This window comes from Streptosporangium sp. NPDC000396 (assembly GCF_042898655.1).
In the GTDB taxonomy this organism is placed as follows: domain Bacteria; phylum Actinomycetota; class Actinomycetes; order Streptosporangiales; family Streptosporangiaceae; genus Streptosporangium.
In genome coordinates, this window is sequence record NZ_JBIAZA010000012.1 from 192241 (window position 1) to 208493 (window position 16253).

Below are 16253 nucleotides of genomic sequence, written 5' to 3' on the forward strand. Positions count from 1 at the left end.
GTATGGCCCGCCCCCTACCGGCCTGGCGAGACGGCACAGGTTCGGACGCGTCACAATCAAACGACCAGGAAGCCGCCGGAGAGACGGCAGCCGTTCCCCTGTGGCTGGCACACCTGCGTCCCAGAGAGGGAGAGGAGGGGGAAATCCCGCCAAACTCTAATATCTCTATCACCATAGAGTTCGACAAAGCGGATTTTGAGGCGCTTTCTCGCAGAGCGAGATCGACAGGCAACAAGATCTCCGATGTGATCCATGCCGCCGTCCAGCGAGAGATCGGCAACAAGCCACAGGTCATCACGCTGATGCAACGCTGGAACCTGCACCGCGAAGATCTCGACATGGCAGCCGACGTTCTCGGAGTCGATCAGCTGTCCGAGGTGGAGTGGGGTCAGGTCGGCATCCGCCGGATCCGGAGGAGCTGAGGCATGCTTCCCGGTCGAGTGCTCGACGTCAGCGCGCTGATCGACATCGCGGTGGCGAAGACCGAATATTCACGAAGCATCGCCGCCATGTGCCTTTTCCGCGGCGGCGGCATATGCATCCCGGCGACCAGCCTGGCGGCCGTCCTGTCCATCTCCCCGATCTCCACCCAGGTGGAGCTGTTCGAGCTCGTCACGACTCCCAACGTGAAGATCGACGACTTCACCTACGGCAAAGTGGGAGACATCGCGGAGATCCTCGACGGATCACGCGACATCACCGCAGGACACGTGGTCTGGTGTGCCCGGAACACCAAATGGCCCATCCTGACGGATCGCGGCAGGGAGCTCATCCAGTACGACCAGCACATCACGATCGACCCCCTGCCCTAGCTTCCCGCCCGCCGTACCCGTCCCCGTTGTGCGGTGGGCCGGGCGAACCGGTCCTGGCAGCGGACGCGGAGCGCCACGCCATGCCCTCGCTTGTCCCCGCAGGAAGAATTCGGCAGTGTGACGGCATGCTTCAGAATGCTTCCGACTGCCTTGAGGTCCGCGTCACCGCCAGCAGCCGCGAGGAGGCGGAGCGGCTCTGTTCGGCGGCGGTGGGAGAGCGCCTGGCCGCTGACGCACAGATCATCGCCCCGGTCGAGTCCACCTACTGGTGGGCGGGTGAGATCCAGCGGTCCGACGAGTTGCTGTTGCTGATGAAGACCACCGTTGAGCGGTTTGAGGATCTCGCCCGGCGCCTACGGGAGATTCATTCGTACGAAGTACCGCAGATCGTCGCGGTTCCTCTGGTGGCCGGAACCGCTGACTATCTCGGCTGGATCAGGCAGGAGACGAGTCCTGGCCCGTCGGACGGGGCTGGGTCGCATACATGACCTGAGGTGCCATGGGCTCGTCCTGCCAGTCCGGGGGCGTGACCGTCCCGGAAAGCCAGTCGCGCCGGAGGATCGCATAGCCGATCGAGTCATGGCGTGCGCCGTCCAGGCCCGGCCACGCCTCCCGATAGTGCGCCTCCTTCGCGTAACCGCTCTTACGGAAGATCGCTCGCATCGCGCGGTTGTCCTGCCGGGTCGTGCCCTCGATCCTGAGGATGCCGGGTAACTCGGTGAACAAGTAGCCGGTCAGCCATGACACCGCCTTCGTGCCGATGCCCCGCCCTCGCCAGGCCTCCCGTATCCGCAGGTCGAACATAGGTGTGTCGTCACCGAGATCCAGTAGCCTGACCAGCCCCGCTCGCTCGCCGTCCACGAGAACCCAGAACGTTCTTGTCTCCTCGTTGTCATAAAGACCTTCCGCGGCCCGGCGTCTGACCGTCTCCCGATCCTGGGTACCCGCGTGATACGGCCATTCTTCTTCGGTCAGGAAGTCGGCGAGTGCTTCCGCATCGCCGGACGAGAATCTCAGGAACTCGACGCGCATCCCTTGATCGTCCTCATCGGTTACACGTGGGTCAAACCTGTTTCCCGCCTACCGGGAAGTGCGGAGGCTCTGGGCGGAGATCCGGCCTCCTCCGGCAAGCGCTCATTCACCGTGAGTGACGGCCGCGAGAACACGCGCAGGGACGATGACGACCGAACCTACGCCGGCGACCTCTGACTCGATCCGGAGTGTCGGCGGTTTTCCAGGGCGTTGACATGCTCACTGGTCGGCGCCCTTCCCTCGTGAGGGTTCAGGCGTTGCCGATCTTCCGCCCGAAGGCCGACAGTCCCTGCTCGTGATGCTCGATCAGGCCAAGCCTCCGGTAGAAGGCGTGATTCCTCTCCCCCTCCGGCGTGGACTCGTGATCCGTGGTCAGCACGAAATACCTGCAGTGCGAGTATCGATCCATAAGGTGCTCAAGAAGCCGGCGGCCGACCCCCTGGCCCTGAAATTTCTCATCGACCAGCAAATCCTGGACGTAGCAGATTATTTCGTCATCGGACACCGTTCTCGCCAAACCGAGAAGCCTGCCAGACTCATCGCGGGCGGTGATGACGAGATGCGAGTTCGCCAGACCCCGGCAGACCTTGGCGATGTCGCGCGTCCAGACCCCCCAGCCCACCGAATCGTAAAGCTGGAAGATCTCGTCCTCGTCGAACGATGTCTCTTGAGAGACGATCACCTCAGCTGCCCCCCAGGCTTCGACACGAGTAGCGCGCCTGATCTTATGGCGATTCGCCCGATATTTCCCTTCAATATCCAGCAACCTGAGGTACGGCTACGCGGCCCGGAAACGGTCAACGGCGCCTGACCGGGCCATAAGCCTCGGTCAGGCGCCGTTCCGTAGTGCTCGGCGGAGAGCGTGGGATTCGAACCCACGAGGAGCCGCAAAGCCCCTAGCGGTTTTCAAGACCGCCGCCATCGTCCACTAGGCGAGCTCTCCTGGCCGACACGTTCCGAAGAACGTGTCAGATTGCACCTTAGTCTCTCATCGCCCCGCGCGCGTCCGTGACTCGGCAGCGCCTTGTCTCCGCATCAGAACAGGGCGCTCGCCGTACCGCGTTCAGCGCTGCAGGCTGGCGAAACCGTCGCCCACCGAGGCAGCCAGGCGAAGGTAGGACTCCTGGGTGGCGGGTTGCAGCCTTTCCAGATCGATCTCTGCCCCTTCTTCGAGGTGAGGGTCGTAGGGAACACGGATCACGGCGCGGCAGCGAGCGGCGAAGTGAGCCTCCAGGCGGTTGAGATCCACGGTGGACTTCGAACGGGGGCGGACGCTGCACAGCACCACCGTGGCGGAGCGGACCAGCTCTTCGTAGTGGTGAGCCTCCAGCCAGTCAAGCGTGGCCGAGGCGGCGCGGGCGCCGTCCACGGACGGGGAGCTGACCAGGACAAGCTGGTCGGCCAAGCCGAGGACGCCGGACATGGCCGAGTGAAGCAGGCCGGTGCCGCAGTCGGTGATGCAGATCGAGTAGAAGTTCTCCAGGACCTGTGCCACCGACTGGTAGTCGGACGCACTGAACGCCTCGGACACCGAGGGGTCACGGTCGGAGGCCAGGATCTCCAGCCGGGACGGCGCCTGCGAGGTGAAGGCCCGGATATCGACGTAGCGCTTGATCTGCTGGCGCTCGTTGAGAAGATCTCGGACAGTGGCGGAGGTTTCCAGCTCGACCTTGTCCGAGAGCGTGCCGCGGTCCGGGTTGGCATCGACCGCGATCACCCTGTCGCCACGGATCTGGGCAAGAGTCGCGCCGAGACCGACCGTGGTGGTGGTCTTTCCGACGCCGCCCTTCAGGCTGAGCACGGCGACCCGGTGGTGACCCGTGGCCACGGGGGTACGGGCGCGGCCGACCAGCTCACGGCGGCGGCGGGTCTCGGAGGACTCACCAGGTTTGATCAGACCCGCCGACGCCTTGTAGATCAGCTTGCGCCAGCCGCCCGAGGGCGCGTTCCGGCGACCCCGGAGCAGCGAATCAGGGTCGAGGCTGTCGGCCGAGGGCCTGGGGACACCCACGCCCTGCTGCCGGGGCGGAGCATCGAAGGCGGGCGACGGTGCCGACTGCCGGCGGCGCGCCTGGTACGGCTCCCGCACCGGCTCAGCCGTGTCCCGGCCGGAAGCGAAAGACGTGTCACGCTCGGAAGCGAAGGCCCTGTCCTGGCCGGATCCGAAAGGCACGTCACGCTCGGAGACGAAGGCCGTGTCCTGCTCCGGCGCCGAAGGCACGTCACGTCCGGAAGCGAAGGGGGTGTCGCGCTCGGGAGTGAAGGCCCTGTCCTGGCCGGGTCCGAAGGACGTATCACGACCGGGAGCGAAGGAGGTGTTTCGCTCCGGCGCCGAAGGCGCATCCCGGCCCGGAGCGAAAGACGTGTCCTGCTCCGGCGCCGAAGGCGCGTCACGGCCGGAAGCGAAGGGCGTGTCACGCTCGGAGGCCGAAGACGCGTCGTGGTCCGGCGCGGGAGTCTTGTCACGCTCGGAGACGAAGGCCGTCTCCCGCTCGGAGATGAAGACCGTGTCCTGCTCCGAGGCGAAAGCCTTGTCCCAGCCCCGGGAAGCGAAGGCCGAGGAATCGGAAGGATCCGAGCCGAACGAGCCGGGGGCGAAGCGCTCCGACGGCGCGGCCTGCTTCGACGGGTCGGCGCCAAAAGACTCCGGAGCCCGGAACGGCTCGACGGGCTCAGGCGTGAACCGCTCAGAAGCCGGGCGGAGTGACTCACTGACCGTGAACGACTCGGCGGTTTCGATGACGAACCGGTTGCGGCCGGGATCCGTGCCGCCGGACGTGAACTGGTCCCGCCCCGATTCCGTGCCGCCAGGTGTGAACTGACCATGACCCGGATCCGTGCCGCCGAACGTGGCCCGATCAAGTCCCGGATCCGTGCCACCGGACGCGAACTGGTCACGGTCCTGCTCGGAACCGCCGAAGGAGAACCGGTCATGGCCCGGATCCGTACCGCCAGGCGCGAACTGACCATGGCTCGCATCCGCGCCACCGGGCGCGAACTGGTCGCGACCCGGATTCGTACCGCTGCCCGGGTCCGTGTTGCCGAACGTGAAGCCCTCGGTCTCCTGAGCCGCGGGCTTGAAGGGCTCGAAATCGGAGCTCGGCGACTCGGCGGGGACGGGCCCGACAGGCTCCGCCTCGTCCGAACGGTGAGGCTGTTCGAACAGGCCCCGGGACGGCTCCTGCTCAGGCTCTACCGGCGTGCGAACGTCGGGCCCGGTGAATCCGCCCGGGGTGTAGTCGTCGGCGTCACCCGGCTCCTGCCGGGGCAGCGGCTTGAGCGGCGCCAAGAAGCCGTCGTTGTCCTGCGGGGAAGGAGGGGAAGAGAGCTTGAGGGAGGGCACGGTGAAAGCGCTCACCGCATCGGCCGCCTCCATCCAGTCGGCGGCGTCCGCCTCCTCGGCGGGCGGATCAGCCACGGCCTCCGGCGCGCCCGCAGGGTCGTAGGCCGGATCGGCGGCCGCGCGGAGCAGCGGCGACGAGCTCGCGTCGGGCTCGGCCGGCACCAGGCTCCAGGGGTCTTTCGGATATGGCGAAACGATCGCGTCATCCATCGCGGTGGTCTTTACCGCGACTGGAGGCGGCTCCTCCTGTTCCTTGATAGCGTCGAGCCAGGCAAGCTGTTCCTCGAGAGATTCCTCACGATCGTGTCTTGCCACCGTGTTCCCCCTCGGGATGGGCGTAAAAGGGCAGCAAACACATAGCAGGTTAACGCCCTGTGTTCACATCGATGCGAGCAACCACCAAGTTGGCCCACCGGATAGCTTTGGTCACATGCGCGCCATCGTGATCGACGAACCTGGTGGACCCGAAGTGCTGATCTGGCGAGAGGTCCCCGACCCCAGGCCCGATCGGGGCGAGGTCATCATCGACGTGGCGGCCTCGGCGGTCAATCGGGCAGACATTCTGCAGAGGCGGGGTTTCTACAATCCGCCTCCGGGTGCTCCGCCGTACCCGGGGCTGGAATGCTCCGGGGTGATCGCCGAAGTCGGCTCGGACGTCGAGGGCTTCAGGCCGGGCGACCGGGTGTGCGCGCTGCTCGCCGGCGGCGGCTACGCGGAGAAGGTCGCCGTGCCCTGGCAGCAGGTCATGCGCGCGCCGGACGGCGTGGATCTCGCCGAGGCGGCCGCGCTGCCGGAGGTGGCGTGCACGGTCTGGTCCAACGTGTTCATGACCGCGCGTCTCAGGAAGGGCGAGACGCTTCTCGTTCACGGCGGCGCCAGCGGGATCGGCACGCTGGCCGTACAGCTCGCCAAGGCGTTCGGTTCGCACGTGGTCGTCACCGCAGGGTCGGACGAGAAGATCGCCCGCTGCCTGGAACTGGGCGCGGACGAGGGGATCAACTATCGCGAGGAGGACTTCGCGGAGAAGGTCCGGGCCGATGTGATCCTCGACATCATGGGCGGCCCTTATCTGCCGGGGAACGTGAAGGCGCTCAAGACCGGCGGCCGGCTGGTCGTGATCGGGCTGCAGGGCGGCGCGAAGGGTGAGCTGGACCTGGGTGCGCTCCTCACCAAGCGGGCCTCGGTCCACGGCACCACGCTACGCGCGCGGCCGGTCGATGAGAAGGGGGTCATCGTGCGCGGCGTTGTGGACAATGTCTGGCCTTTGGTCGAGGCGAGGGCGATTCGGCCGGTGGTTCACGCCCGGGTGCCGATGAATGAGGCCGCTGAGGCTCACAGGATCCTGGAGTCCGGCGGCCACGTCGGCAAAATCCTGCTATTGACTTCCTCCAGGTCCTGAAGGGCCTGGATTCCCCGGGCCGCTGGCGCGGCGTGCCGCCGCGAGCGGGCTCGGGGTGGTTGACGCTTCGCAGACCGCCCAGCGGCGAGGTCTCCACGTCCTGACACGGCATGCCCTGCCGCGTTTCTGATGTTGACGGCGGCGTTCACGTCGGCGTGCAGGACCACCGCGCAGGAGATGCAGGCGAATCGCGCTTGGCTCTCACGCGACCTCGCATCCACGCTCCCGCAGGCCGAGCACGTCTGGGACGTGTACGCCGGGTTCACCTTCACGATCCGGGTGCCGGTACGGCGGGCCGCGCCGGTCAACGCCCGCTCCAGGCCGCGCCAGCCCTTGTCCAGAATGGCCCGGTTCAGCCCCCTCTTCTGGGCGACCCGGTGGCCGGGAGCCTGCGCGGTTCCCGTCGCCGAGGCCGTCATGTTCGCCGTCTTCAGGTCTTCCAGGACGACCGTGCCGTACCGCTGGGTGAGCCAGTGCGCGGTCTGGGTGTGGAAGTCGACACGACGATGTCGGACCCGGCGCATTACCGCGCCGAGTTTGGCGACCACGGCCGTACGCCGGTTGCTGCCGCGTCGGGTTCGGGCCAGCTGCTGCAGGCGCCGGTACCGCGCGGCCTGGCCAGAGGTGATAAACGGCCGGTCGAAGAGCTCCCCGTCGGAGGTGGCCACGGCGACGGTCACGCCGCGATCTGCACCCACAACCGGACCGGGGTGCGCGACGGGGGTGGCCTGCCCATCCTCGACCAGGAAGGAGACGAACCAGTGACCACCGTCACACGAGATGGTGGCCGAGCGGGTCTGCCCGCCCAGGGGGCGCGACCAGCGAAATCGGACCCAGCCCAGCTTGGGCAGCTTGACCCGCCCCCACCGGCGAGCCAGGCGTTCGACGATGATCTGCTTGGCGTCGGGGAACCGGAAGGATGGCCTCCACCTGCGGGCCGACCGCCAGCGCACCGTGAACGCACCGTGCCGGGTGCACGCCCGGTCGAGATCCTTCAGCGTCTGCTGGAGCGTCTGGGACGGGGCGTCGGCCAGCCACGTATGCTCCGCTTTGGCATCGGCGAGCTGACGGCACTGCTCGGCATACCCGATGAACGCACCACGCCGCCGGTAGACACGGCGCTGCTCCAAGGCTGTGTTCCACACGCTGCGGCACACCCGCCCGAACCGGTGCGCAAGTTCGGCCTGCTCAGGGGTGAACTCCAGCCGGTAGCGACGACCCACCAGCATCGCCGGCACCTTTCTCGCACACCTCGGGTTGCTCGAACTTTTTATCATCCGGCCGATAAGCGATTCAGGCGAACAGGCGTGGCAGACACGTTGTTTCCGTCTGGTGCTTACCTCCCACCGTCGCCATCGGCAAACCGGTCAACAGCCCGAACGGCGTCTGCTCCCACTGCCTGCGCAGAGAGTTCACCGAGCGGGTCAGCCAGGCCATCATGCACGGCCGCTTCTGGTCCCCGTCCTCCTTGGCCTCCTTCTGCAGCGGCGCACCCTTGTCGATCATCAGGTGATACATCGAACAGCAGCGTCGACCAACCTGACACCCAAGCATCGCCCTCCGCGCTCTGGGATGTCCCGGTTTCGCCGGGCCGCCCCCTGGCGGGGGTCGAATTCGTCCCTGGCCTGAAGGCCGGGGCTTTCTTCGGATTGGCGGTAAGTTGAAGGCTATGAACGCTGAGGAGAGCACTCCGCAAATAGTGGTCGTGGGGCCCCAGGGCATCCAGACCGAGGAGGATGGCGAAGGCCGGTCGGTCGCCGACTTGGTTGAGCAGCCCGCCAAGGTCATGCGCATCGGCAGCATGATCCGCCAGCTCCTCGAAGAGGTCCGGGCAGCCCCGTTGGACGAGGCCAGCCGCAAGCGGCTCATGGAGATTCACCAGAGTTCCATCAAGGAGCTCGAAGACGGGCTGGCACCCGAGCTGGTCGACGAGCTGGAGCGCCTGTCACTGCCGTTCGCCGAGAACAACGGCACCCCGCCGAGCGAGGCGGAGCTCCGGGTTGCCCATGCCCAGCTTGTCGGCTGGCTTGAAGGGTTGTTCCACGGAATTCAGACCACGCTTTTCGCCCAGCAAATGGCGGCCCGTGCACAGTTGGAGAATATGCGCAGGGCGCTGCCCGGCGGTGTGTCCCTCCAGCAGGACAACCATCACCAGAGCAGTTCGGGCCCCTACCTGTAGAGGACCTCTAGAACTCTGGCGACGCCGTCGTCGTTGTTGGCCGCGGTCACGTGATCGACCGCGGCCAGCACCTCGGCGTGAGCGTTGGCGACGGCGTAGGCGGTGCCCGCCCATCGCAGCATCGGCAGGTCGTTGGGCATGTCACCGAACGCGATCACTTCGGCAGGTTTGATCTCCAGCGTCTCGGCGAGCGCGGCCAGTGCCGAGGCCTTCGTCACGCCGTGGGCGCTCATCTCGATCAGGGCGCGGCCGCTGGAGTGAGTGGGCGTGACGAGGTCGCCGACCAGTCCGTAGACCACCGCGTGAAGGATGTCGGGGTCCATCCGGGGGTGCAGGGCCAGAAGTTTGACGCATGGCCGCGAGGTGAGTGTGGCGGTTCCGACGTGGAGTCCGGCGACCGCCTTGCTGTCCAGCCCGCTGAGACGGAAGTCCGACTCGTGGGCGAACCCGCCTTCGTACTCCACGGAGAAGGCCAGGTCCGGCACCTTCTCGCGAAGCCGCCTCACGACCTCTTCGAGCACGTCCGGGGCGATGAGGTGCGACTTCACGATCTTCTCGGTGTGCAGGTCGTAGACGAGGGCGCCGTTGGCGCATATGGCCAGCCCTCGATGGCGTACGGCTCCCGCGACCGGGTGCATCCACCGGGGCGGCCGGCCGGTCACGAAGACCAGCGTGGCTCCGGAGTTCTCCACGAGTGCGAACGCGGCAGCGGTGCGAGGCGAGACGGTGCCGTCCGAACGCAGGGCGGTACCGTCAAGGTCGGTGGCGACGAGGCGGGGGCTTCCCATAACAGATTCCAGTCTGCACTGTGATCCTTGGTGCGGCGGCCCCGGGACCCGCCTAAGGAATCTTCCTCATGGCGGGAACACTGCTGCGCCGGATAGTGTTAGATGTGATGGCGTTGTATTAGCTGAATCCCGTTGTGAAAACCAGCTTGACTGAACCACCCCGGGGCGTGCTGTACGACACATGGGGTTCACGAGGTGTGAATCCCAAAGTTTCAAATCCTGAGGGAGAGCTTTAATGGCTCAGGGAACCGTCAAGTGGTTCAACGCTGAAAAGGGCTTCGGCTTCATCGCACCGGACGGCGGTGCACCGGACGTGTTCGTCCACTTCTCCGAGATCCAGGGCAGCGGCTACCGTAGCCTCGAGGACGGCCAGCGCGTCGAATTCGAGATCACGCAGGGCCAGAAGGGCCCGCAGGCCTCGCAGGTCCGCGCCGTCTGACGCATAGACCTCTGGTAACGAAGGCGGGGTTCGCTCAACGCGAACCCCGCCTTCTTCCTTTCCCGCCGGACTCCCGGCGGACTCCCGGCGGACTCCGCCGGAGTCCCGCCGAGCTCTGCCGGATTCCGCCGGATTCCCGATGGGTTCCTGGCCCGCTCCCTTCCCGGCGGATCGGCCCGCCCGTGCCGGTGAGCCCGCTTCACCTGTAGACCAGGCCCGAGAGCCGCCAGGCGAGGGTGCGGCGGAAGGCGGGGTTGCGCGTCAGGGTCTTCAGGACCAGGTTCCGGATCGGGCGCAGGTGCTTGTTCACGGTGGCCAGCCGGGTGAGCCGGTCGGCCAGAGCGATGACCTTCTCGGCGACCGGGCGCCGGGCCGCCCCGTAGGCGTCCAGAGCCCGCTGATCGCCCTTCAGAGCGACGATGAGGGCCTCGCCCAGGGCTGCGGCGTCCTGGATGCCGGTGTTCATCCCCTGGCCTCCTGCGGGGCTGTGGACGTGCGCCGCGTCACCGGCCAGCACCACCCGCCCGGCGCGGTAGGCGTCGGCCACCCGGTGGTGGATCCGGAAACGGGATCCCCAGACGACCTCCCGCACGACGGCTCGCTCCTTCTCCGGTCCCCGGCTGTCCAGCAGTGCCTGGACGAATGCCACGTCGGGGTCGGCCGGCGCCTCGTCCACCGTTGAGACGATCCGGTGGATGCCGCCCGGCAGCGGGGCGACCACGACCAGCCCGGCGGGTGAGAAGTAGAGGATGACCTCGTCGGCGGGCACGCCGCCGGTGAGTCGCACGTCGGCCAGGCTGAACGACTCGGCGTACTGCCCGCCGGTGAAGCCGATGCCCGCCTGCTCGCGGACCGTGCTGTGCATGCCGTCCGCGCCGACCAGATACTTCGCGGTGACGGTGCTGCCGTCGGCGAAGACCGCGGTCACGCCCTCCTCGTCCTGGGCGAGGCTCTCCAGCGTGTACGGCCTGGCGACACGCCCGCCCAGCTCGGTGAGGCGCTCCAGCAGGACCCGCTCGGTCACCGCCTGAGAGATCATCAGGGTGTAGGGGTAGCGGGTCGGGAGCTTGTCGAACCGGACCGGCACGAGCGTCCTGTCACGATCCCTGATCGTGAACGCGGGGGCATGGATGCCCTGGGCGGCCAGGCGCTCGGAGACCCCGAGGTCTTCGAGGACTTCCAGTGTCCTGGCGTGGACCACGGCGGCCCGGGAGGTGTTGTCACCGGCCGCTTGAGCGTCGATGACGGTCACGTCGAATCCCTTTCCGGCGAGGGATGCGGCGACGGTGAGGCCGGTCGGACCTGCGCCGATGACGAGAACGTCGGTGGTCTTGGGAAGCATCTCGACCTCCAGTAGATAATGTCAACGCTTGTTGGCCAACATCTGTTGGCACAACTATGCGCTCGCGCGCTGGCTATGTCAACAGGTGTTGGCCTACAGTTGTTGACATGAGGAGATCTTCGGAGGACACCAAGACCGCGATCTTGGCCGCGGCGCGCGAACGCTTCGCCTCGGACGGGTACCAGCGAGCCACCATCCGCGCCATCGCCTCGGACGCGGGCATCGATCCGGCCATGGTCATGCGCTACTTCGGCAATAAAGAGAAGCTGTTCGCCGCCGCCGCCGATTTTGACCTGAAACTTCCGGACCTGATGGCGATTCCTCGTGAGGCGCTGGGAAAGACACTCATCTCCCACTTCCTGGACCGCTGGGAGAACGACGAGGGCATGATGATCCTGCTGCGCACCGGCGTCACCAACGAGGCCGTCGCCGAGCGCATGCGTGAGATCTTCGCCCGCCAGCTCGGCCCCTTGGCCGCCCGCCTTTGCGATGACCCGTCCCAGGCCCCGGCCCGGACCGGACTCGTCTCCACCCAGGTCCTCGGCATGGCCCTGTGCCGCTACGTGCTCCGCCTGCCGCCCGTCGCGGCCCTGTCCAGAGACGAGATCGTGGACTGGCTCGGCCCCACCCTCCAGCGCTATCTCGTGGGCTGACCGCCACCGGTCACCGGCAGTGCGTCCGGAGGCCTGAACGCGAGAAGGCCCCGCCGGGCACGGCGGGGCCTTCGGCGCGGACGGTTACTTGACGGGCTCCAGGACGTCGAGGCCGACGTAGGGGCGCAGGGCCTTGGGGAGCACGACGGAGCCGTCGGCCTGCTGGTGGTTCTCCAGGATGGCGACGATCCAGCGGGTGGTGGCGAGCGTGCCGTTCAGCGTGGCCACGTGCTGGGGCTTGCCGTCCTTGTCGCGGTAGCGCACACCGAGGCGGCGGGCCTGGAAGTCGGTGCAGTTGGAGGTCGAGGTGAGCTCGCGGTAGCGGCCCTGGCTGGGCACCCACGCCTCGCAGTCGTACTTCCGCGCGGCCGAGGATCCCAGGTCGCCCGCCGCGGTGTCGATCACCCGGAAGGGCAGCTCGGCCTTGGTGAGCATCTCCTTCTCCCAGTCGAGCAGGCGCTGGTGCTCGGCCCGCGCGTCCTCGGGGCGGGCGTAGGAGAACATCTCGACCTTGTCGAATTGGTGGACCCGGATGATGCCGCGGGTGTCCTTGCCGTACGAACCGGCCTCACGGCGGAAGCACGAGGACCATCCCGCGTAGCGGTACGGCAGCGCCGAGCCGTCGAGGATCTCGTCGGCGTGGTAGGCCGCCATCGGCACCTCGCTCGTCCCGACCAGGAACAGGTCCTCCTCGGACAGGTGATAGACCTCGCTGGCGTGGGCGCCGAGGAAGCCGGTGCCCTTCATCGACTCCGGCTTGACCAGCACCGGGGGGATCATCGGGATGAACCCGGCCTCGATCGCCTGCTGCATGGCCATGTTGAGCAGCCCCAGCTGGAGCCGGGCGCCGACGCCCTTCAGGAAGAAGAACCGCGCGCCCGAGACCTTCGCGCCGCGCTCCATGTCGATCGCGCCGAGCATCTCGCCGAGCTCCAGGTGGTCCCTGGGCTCGAAGTCGAAGGACGGCTTCTCGCCGACCTCCTCCAGCACGACGTAGTCGTCCTCGCCGCCGGCCGGAGCCCCCTCCTCGACCAGGTTGGGCACCGTGTAGATCAGCTCTTCGAGCTCCCCGGCCAGCCTCTCGGCCTCGGCCTCGGACGACTTGACCTGGGCCGCGAGATCCTTGGCCCGATCGAGCAGGGCGGCCTTCTCCTCCCCGGAGGCACGGGACACCGACTTGCCGATGCTCTTCTGCTCGGCGCGCAGCGTCTCGAAGCGGCTCAGCGCACCGCGCCGGCGCTCATCGAGGTCGAGCAGCGTTTCGACGACGGAGTCGTCCTCGCCGCGGGCACGCTGCGACGCCCGTAGCCGGTCGGGATCCTCACGAAGGGTACGCAGGTCAATCACACGACAAGGCTACCGATGTACGGCTTGAGCCCGCGCCCTTATTTCGCCTTCGTCAGGCTTCCCCGGGTTCTTTGCCGGGCTTTCCCGGGTTGAGGCCCCTCGGCGTGTCCGCCGTTCACCCGCGCGCGACCCTTCCCCCGGCGCCGCCGAGGCCCGGATCAGACCCGCGGATCAGACCTGGCCGGCGCGGATCCTGGAGAGCCAGTCCATGGCCTCGCTGAAGTCACCGTCGGCCGTACCGCGCTTGACCTGTGGCGACAGGCCGTCGGCGCGCGGATAGCTGCCGAGGAAGCGCACGTCGGCGCAGATCCGGTGCAGGCCGGAGATCGCCTCGCCGACCCTGGCGTCGGCCACGTGGCCTTCGATGTCGAAGTGGAAGAAATAACGGCCGATGCCGTCGCCGGTGGGTCGCGACTCGATGCGGCTCAGGTTGACACCTCGCATGGAGAACTCGGTGAGCATCTCCAGCAGCGCGCCCGGGTGGTCGTCGTTGAGGAAGGCCACCAGGGAGGTGCGGTCGGAGCCGGTGGGCTCGGGCAGCGGCCCGGGACGCGACACGCGGACGAACCGGGTCACGGTGTCGGAGCGGTCGCCGATCTTGGTGGCCAGCTCGACCAGGCCGTAGTTCTCTCCGGCGATGCGCGCGGCGATGGCCGCGTCGTACGGCGAGCCGGGGAGCGCCACCTCCTGGGCCGCCGCCGCGGTCGACGGGGCTGCGACCACCACGGCGTCGGGCATCTCGCGGGCGATGAAGTTGCGGCACTGGGTGATGGCCGCAGGGTGGGTGAAGACCCGCTTGATGTCTCCGATCCGGGTGTCCGACCGCGCCAGGAGCGAGAACTCGACGGGGAGCAGCAACTCGGCGGTGATGAGCAGCGGCTCGCCCCAGGCGAACTCGTCCAGGGTCGTGGTGATGGCACCTTCGAGCGAGTTTTCCAGCGGAACGACCGCGCCGTCGGCCTCGCCCCGCCGCGCGGCCTCCAGCGCCGCACTGATATTCGCACTCGGCATGCGCTCGGCTTGCGGCGCGAGAATTCGCAGGGCCTCTTCGGTGAAGGTGCCCTCCGGTCCCAGGTAGGCGAGTTTGGGCATGACAACAGGCTATCTGCCAGTCGTCCGAAAGTGGGTGCTGAATTCCATATTCGGAGCAGCTCACCGCCTGCCGAAGTGAGGCTCCACCTCGGGACCGAGCCCGAGCCTCGCGGCGCGCACCGCCTGCTCCTCCTCGGGTGACAGGGGCTGGCCGCCCTTGCCGCCGCGCAGCGGGCGCACGTAGGTCCTGGTCTCCGAGCGGCTGTTGATCGAGGTGAGGACGATCCCGTCGCCGAGCCCGTTCATCATCGCCACCGAGAAGGAGAGCCGGCCGGTCATCTCCTCCAGCGCGTCGTAGCGGAACACCGCCACGTCCCTGATCGCCTTGAGGTCTCCGGCGCTTCCGGCGCCCCCGACGGCCTGCCTGGCCAGCACCCGCCCGCAGTCTCTCACCGCGCTCTGAGCCTCGCGCAACGCGAGCAAGCCGATCACGACACCGATGATCCCGGTGACGACCCCCACGACGTTCCCCACGACGATCCAAACGGTAGCCAGCACGCTACTTAGCGTAATCGCCGGGTCAAGAGAGCGTCCGGAAAACCTCTCGCCGTCTCGGCAACCACGACCCGAGCAGCCAGACCAGGGCAAGGGCACCCAGCCCGAAGGCGTTCTGCACGATCTTGCCCAGCACCGGGCTGAGCACCGGGATCTCCGCCGCCTTGATGGCCACCCCCCACCAGGGGATCGGCAGCACGTAGTAGAGCCAGACCCCGGCGGCCACCCGGACCCGCACCGGGTCGCGCCCGTCGCCGACCAGCGCGCCGAGCACCACGACCACCCAGGCCAGGTGGTGGATCCAGGCCACCGGCGACAGCAGCACCGCCATCAGGCCGACCAGCGCGACACCGGTCATCGCGTGCCCGTCGAGCAGTGCCCGGCGCGCGTGGCGGAAGCCGTACCAGCCGACCACCGCGACCAGCGCCAGCCAGAGCAGGCCGGTCAGCCACTCCGCGGGCAGATAGAGCCGGATGAGCATGCCGCGCATCGACTGGTTGGTGGTCGCCGCGTTGGCGCCGAGCCGTTCGGGATCGAGCAGGGCGTGGAACCAGAAGTCGGCGGCGTCGGCCGGGATCACCAGGAACGGCAGCAGGGTCAGCAGCGCGGCGGTGAAGGCGGCCATGAAGAAGGTCCTGCGCTGCTCCTCGCGCGCGCCCGGGCCGAAGCCGGTGATGAGCAGGTAGATCAGGAAGACGCCGGGGGTGAGCTTGACCGCGGTGGCCAGGCCGATCAGCATGCCGCGCGGCCACGTCGGCCGTCGTGCCACGCAGTCGGCCAGGCAGAGTGCGACCAGCAGGATGTCCACCTGGCCGAAACGGACCTGGTCCCTGATCGGCATCAGGTAGGTGCACGCGACCATCAGGAACGCGAACGCCAGAGGGAGCCGGAGGCCGCCCGCCCGGCCCGGCTCCGCCGGCCGGTTCAGCACGGCGCGGAAGCCGTATCCGACGCTGACCGCCAGCGCCACGAAGATGCCGGCCGTCCACACCCACTGCGCCGCCGGCCAGGAGACCATCGCCAGCGGCGTGGCCAGCAGCGCCGCGATCGGCGGGTAGGTGAAGGGCAGGAGCTGCGGCGCCGGTGTCATGAACCCGTAGACCGGGCGCCCCTCCAGAATCATCTGGCCACCGGTACGGTAAACATCCAGATCGACCAGGCGCTGGTCGTCGACGTTGCCCAGCCACTGAAGCACCAGCGGGGCCACCGCCGCCGCGATGAGCAGCAGCGCGAGCGGCCACACCCACGGTGGCCGCCTGGTCATGGTCGACTCGCCAGTCATCACGACCAGGCAGGCTACCGTGGGCTGGGGAAATCGGCCGCCAACGTTAT

At 67.7% G+C, this 16253-nt stretch carries 18 protein-coding genes and 1 tRNA gene; 7 read left to right on the forward strand and 12 right to left on the reverse strand.

All coding sequences use genetic code 11. The features are described 5' to 3' along the window. Window positions 1-2 precede the first annotated feature (2 nt). The 3 genes from ACFY2X_RS21200 to cutA all read left to right on the forward strand — a co-directional run bounded on the left by ACFY2X_RS21200 (window position 3) and on the right by cutA (window position 1300). Complete coding sequence (locus ACFY2X_RS21200; RefSeq protein WP_389940196.1) at window positions 3-422, forward strand: hypothetical protein; 420 nt, start codon at window positions 3-5, stop codon at window positions 420-422. 3 nt (window positions 423-425) lie between these two features. Beyond that, window positions 426-812, forward strand: a complete 387-nt coding sequence (locus tag ACFY2X_RS21205) for a hypothetical protein (RefSeq protein WP_389940197.1) — start codon at window positions 426-428, stop codon at window positions 810-812. Window positions 813-937: 125 nt separating this feature from the next. Next, the gene (gene cutA, locus ACFY2X_RS21210) at window positions 938-1300 is read left to right on the forward strand and encodes a divalent-cation tolerance protein CutA (protein WP_389940198.1); all 363 of its coding nucleotides are present in this window, start codon (window positions 938-940) and stop codon (window positions 1298-1300) included. On the opposite strand, the gene ACFY2X_RS21215 is transcribed toward cutA, so the two are convergent. The 4 genes from ACFY2X_RS21215 to ACFY2X_RS21230 form a co-directional block, all read right to left on the reverse strand. Continuing rightward, window positions 1248-1844: a GNAT family N-acetyltransferase gene (locus ACFY2X_RS21215; RefSeq protein WP_389940199.1), complete on the reverse strand. Its 597-nt coding sequence runs from the start codon at window positions 1842-1844 to the stop codon at window positions 1248-1250. The genes cutA and ACFY2X_RS21215 overlap by 53 nt on opposite strands. Window positions 1845-2094: 250 nt before the next feature. Then, on the reverse strand, window positions 2095-2526 hold the full coding sequence (locus tag ACFY2X_RS21220) for a GNAT family N-acetyltransferase (RefSeq protein ID WP_389940200.1): 432 nt from the start codon (window positions 2524-2526) through the stop codon (window positions 2095-2097). Between the two features lie 172 nt (window positions 2527-2698). After that, a tRNA-Ser gene (locus ACFY2X_RS21225) sits at window positions 2699-2787 on the reverse strand. Between the two features lie 120 nt (window positions 2788-2907). After that, entirely contained in the window at window positions 2908-5397 is a 2490-nt protein-coding gene (locus ACFY2X_RS21230) for an AAA family ATPase (RefSeq protein ID WP_389940201.1), read from the reverse strand. A gap of 220 nt (window positions 5398-5617) precedes the next feature. On the opposite strand from ACFY2X_RS21230, the gene ACFY2X_RS21235 reads away from it, so the two are divergent. Then, entirely contained in the window at window positions 5618-6586 is a 969-nt protein-coding gene (locus tag ACFY2X_RS21235) for an NAD(P)H-quinone oxidoreductase (RefSeq protein ID WP_389940202.1), read from the forward strand. Here the strand turns inward: ACFY2X_RS21235 and ACFY2X_RS21240 are convergent. Then, window positions 6520-7815, reverse strand: coding sequence for an RNA-guided endonuclease InsQ/TnpB family protein (locus ACFY2X_RS21240; RefSeq protein ID WP_389940203.1), 1296 nt, complete (start codon window positions 7813-7815; stop codon window positions 6520-6522). The genes ACFY2X_RS21235 and ACFY2X_RS21240 overlap by 67 nt on opposite strands. Window positions 7816-7879: 64 nt before the next feature. Beyond that, entirely contained in the window at window positions 7880-8104 is a 225-nt protein-coding gene (locus ACFY2X_RS21245) for a hypothetical protein (protein WP_389940204.1), read from the reverse strand. 151 nt (window positions 8105-8255) lie between these two features. On the opposite strand from ACFY2X_RS21245, the gene ACFY2X_RS21250 reads away from it, so the two are divergent. Beyond that, the gene (locus ACFY2X_RS21250; protein WP_389940205.1) at window positions 8256-8765 is read left to right on the forward strand and encodes a bacterial proteasome activator family protein; all 510 of its coding nucleotides are present in this window, start codon (window positions 8256-8258) and stop codon (window positions 8763-8765) included. On the opposite strand, the gene ACFY2X_RS21255 is transcribed toward ACFY2X_RS21250, so the two are convergent. Then, a complete protein-coding gene (locus tag ACFY2X_RS21255; protein WP_389940206.1) occupies window positions 8756-9553 on the reverse strand; it encodes an HAD family hydrolase in 798 nt (265 codons plus the stop codon). The two genes, ACFY2X_RS21250 and ACFY2X_RS21255, sit on opposite strands and share 10 nt — an antisense overlap. Before the next feature lie 235 nt (window positions 9554-9788). Here ACFY2X_RS21255 and ACFY2X_RS21260 point away from each other — a divergent pair, with 235 nt between their 5' ends. Beyond that, the gene (locus ACFY2X_RS21260) at window positions 9789-9992 is read left to right on the forward strand and encodes a cold-shock protein (protein ID WP_179821289.1); all 204 of its coding nucleotides are present in this window, start codon (window positions 9789-9791) and stop codon (window positions 9990-9992) included. Window positions 9993-10191: 199 nt separating this feature from the next. Here ACFY2X_RS21260 and ACFY2X_RS21265 read toward each other — a convergent pair whose 3' ends face one another. Further along, window positions 10192-11334, reverse strand: a complete 1143-nt coding sequence (locus ACFY2X_RS21265; RefSeq protein ID WP_389940207.1) for an FAD-dependent oxidoreductase — start codon at window positions 11332-11334, stop codon at window positions 10192-10194. A gap of 107 nt (window positions 11335-11441) precedes the next feature. Between ACFY2X_RS21265 and ACFY2X_RS21270 the strand changes: the two genes are divergently transcribed. Then, window positions 11442-11987, forward strand: a complete 546-nt coding sequence (locus tag ACFY2X_RS21270) for a TetR family transcriptional regulator (protein ID WP_389940208.1) — start codon at window positions 11442-11444, stop codon at window positions 11985-11987. 84 nt (window positions 11988-12071) lie between these two features. On the opposite strand, the gene serS is transcribed toward ACFY2X_RS21270, so the two are convergent. The 4 genes from serS to ACFY2X_RS21290 form a co-directional block, all read right to left on the reverse strand. Continuing rightward, the gene (serS, locus tag ACFY2X_RS21275; protein ID WP_389940209.1) at window positions 12072-13334 is read right to left on the reverse strand and encodes a serine--tRNA ligase; all 1263 of its coding nucleotides are present in this window, start codon (window positions 13332-13334) and stop codon (window positions 12072-12074) included. A gap of 171 nt (window positions 13335-13505) precedes the next feature. Further along, a complete protein-coding gene (gene pheA / locus ACFY2X_RS21280; RefSeq protein ID WP_389940210.1) occupies window positions 13506-14426 on the reverse strand; it encodes a prephenate dehydratase in 921 nt (306 codons plus the stop codon). 60 nt (window positions 14427-14486) lie between these two features. Continuing rightward, window positions 14487-14924: a DUF4446 family protein gene (locus ACFY2X_RS21285; RefSeq protein WP_389940211.1), complete on the reverse strand. Its 438-nt coding sequence runs from the start codon at window positions 14922-14924 to the stop codon at window positions 14487-14489. A 22-nt stretch (window positions 14925-14946) separates the two neighbouring features. Then, complete coding sequence (locus tag ACFY2X_RS21290) at window positions 14947-16203, reverse strand: glycosyltransferase family 87 protein (RefSeq protein ID WP_389940297.1); 1257 nt, start codon at window positions 16201-16203, stop codon at window positions 14947-14949. Window positions 16204-16253: the final 50 nt, after the last annotated feature.

What these genes read in the sequence shown, in the direction of transcription:
- ACFY2X_RS21270 (WP_389940208.1), top strand. Translation starts at nt 11,442, where the DNA reads ATGAGGAGATCTTCGGAGGACACCAAGACCGCGATCTTGGCCGCGGCG.
- ACFY2X_RS21255 (WP_389940206.1), bottom strand. Translation starts at nt 9,553, where the DNA reads ATGGGAAGCCCCCGCCTCGTCGCCACCGACCTTGACGGTACCGCCCTG.
- pheA (WP_389940210.1), bottom strand. Translation starts at nt 14,426, where the DNA reads ATGCCCAAACTCGCCTACCTGGGACCGGAGGGCACCTTCACCGAAGAG.
- ACFY2X_RS21260 (WP_179821289.1), top strand. Translation starts at nt 9,789, where the DNA reads ATGGCTCAGGGAACCGTCAAGTGGTTCAACGCTGAAAAGGGCTTCGGC.
- ACFY2X_RS21245 (WP_389940204.1), bottom strand. Translation starts at nt 8,104, where the DNA reads ATGTATCACCTGATGATCGACAAGGGTGCGCCGCTGCAGAAGGAGGCC.
- ACFY2X_RS21290 (WP_389940297.1), bottom strand. Translation starts at nt 16,203, where the DNA reads ATGACTGGCGAGTCGACCATGACCAGGCGGCCACCGTGGGTGTGGCCG.
- ACFY2X_RS21230 (WP_389940201.1), bottom strand. Translation starts at nt 5,397, where the DNA reads ATGGATGACGCGATCGTTTCGCCATATCCGAAAGACCCCTGGAGCCTG.
- ACFY2X_RS21250 (WP_389940205.1), top strand. Translation starts at nt 8,256, where the DNA reads ATGAACGCTGAGGAGAGCACTCCGCAAATAGTGGTCGTGGGGCCCCAG.
- ACFY2X_RS21205 (WP_389940197.1), top strand. Translation starts at nt 426, where the DNA reads ATGCTTCCCGGTCGAGTGCTCGACGTCAGCGCGCTGATCGACATCGCG.
- ACFY2X_RS21200 (WP_389940196.1), top strand. Translation starts at nt 3, where the DNA reads ATGGCCCGCCCCCTACCGGCCTGGCGAGACGGCACAGGTTCGGACGCG.
- ACFY2X_RS21215 (WP_389940199.1), bottom strand. Translation starts at nt 1,844, where the DNA reads ATGCGCGTCGAGTTCCTGAGATTCTCGTCCGGCGATGCGGAAGCACTC.
- cutA (WP_389940198.1), top strand. Translation starts at nt 938, where the DNA reads ATGCTTCAGAATGCTTCCGACTGCCTTGAGGTCCGCGTCACCGCCAGC.
- ACFY2X_RS21235 (WP_389940202.1), top strand. Translation starts at nt 5,618, where the DNA reads ATGCGCGCCATCGTGATCGACGAACCTGGTGGACCCGAAGTGCTGATC.
- ACFY2X_RS21240 (WP_389940203.1), bottom strand. Translation starts at nt 7,815, where the DNA reads ATGCTGGTGGGTCGTCGCTACCGGCTGGAGTTCACCCCTGAGCAGGCC.
- ACFY2X_RS21265 (WP_389940207.1), bottom strand. Translation starts at nt 11,334, where the DNA reads ATGCTTCCCAAGACCACCGACGTTCTCGTCATCGGCGCAGGTCCGACC.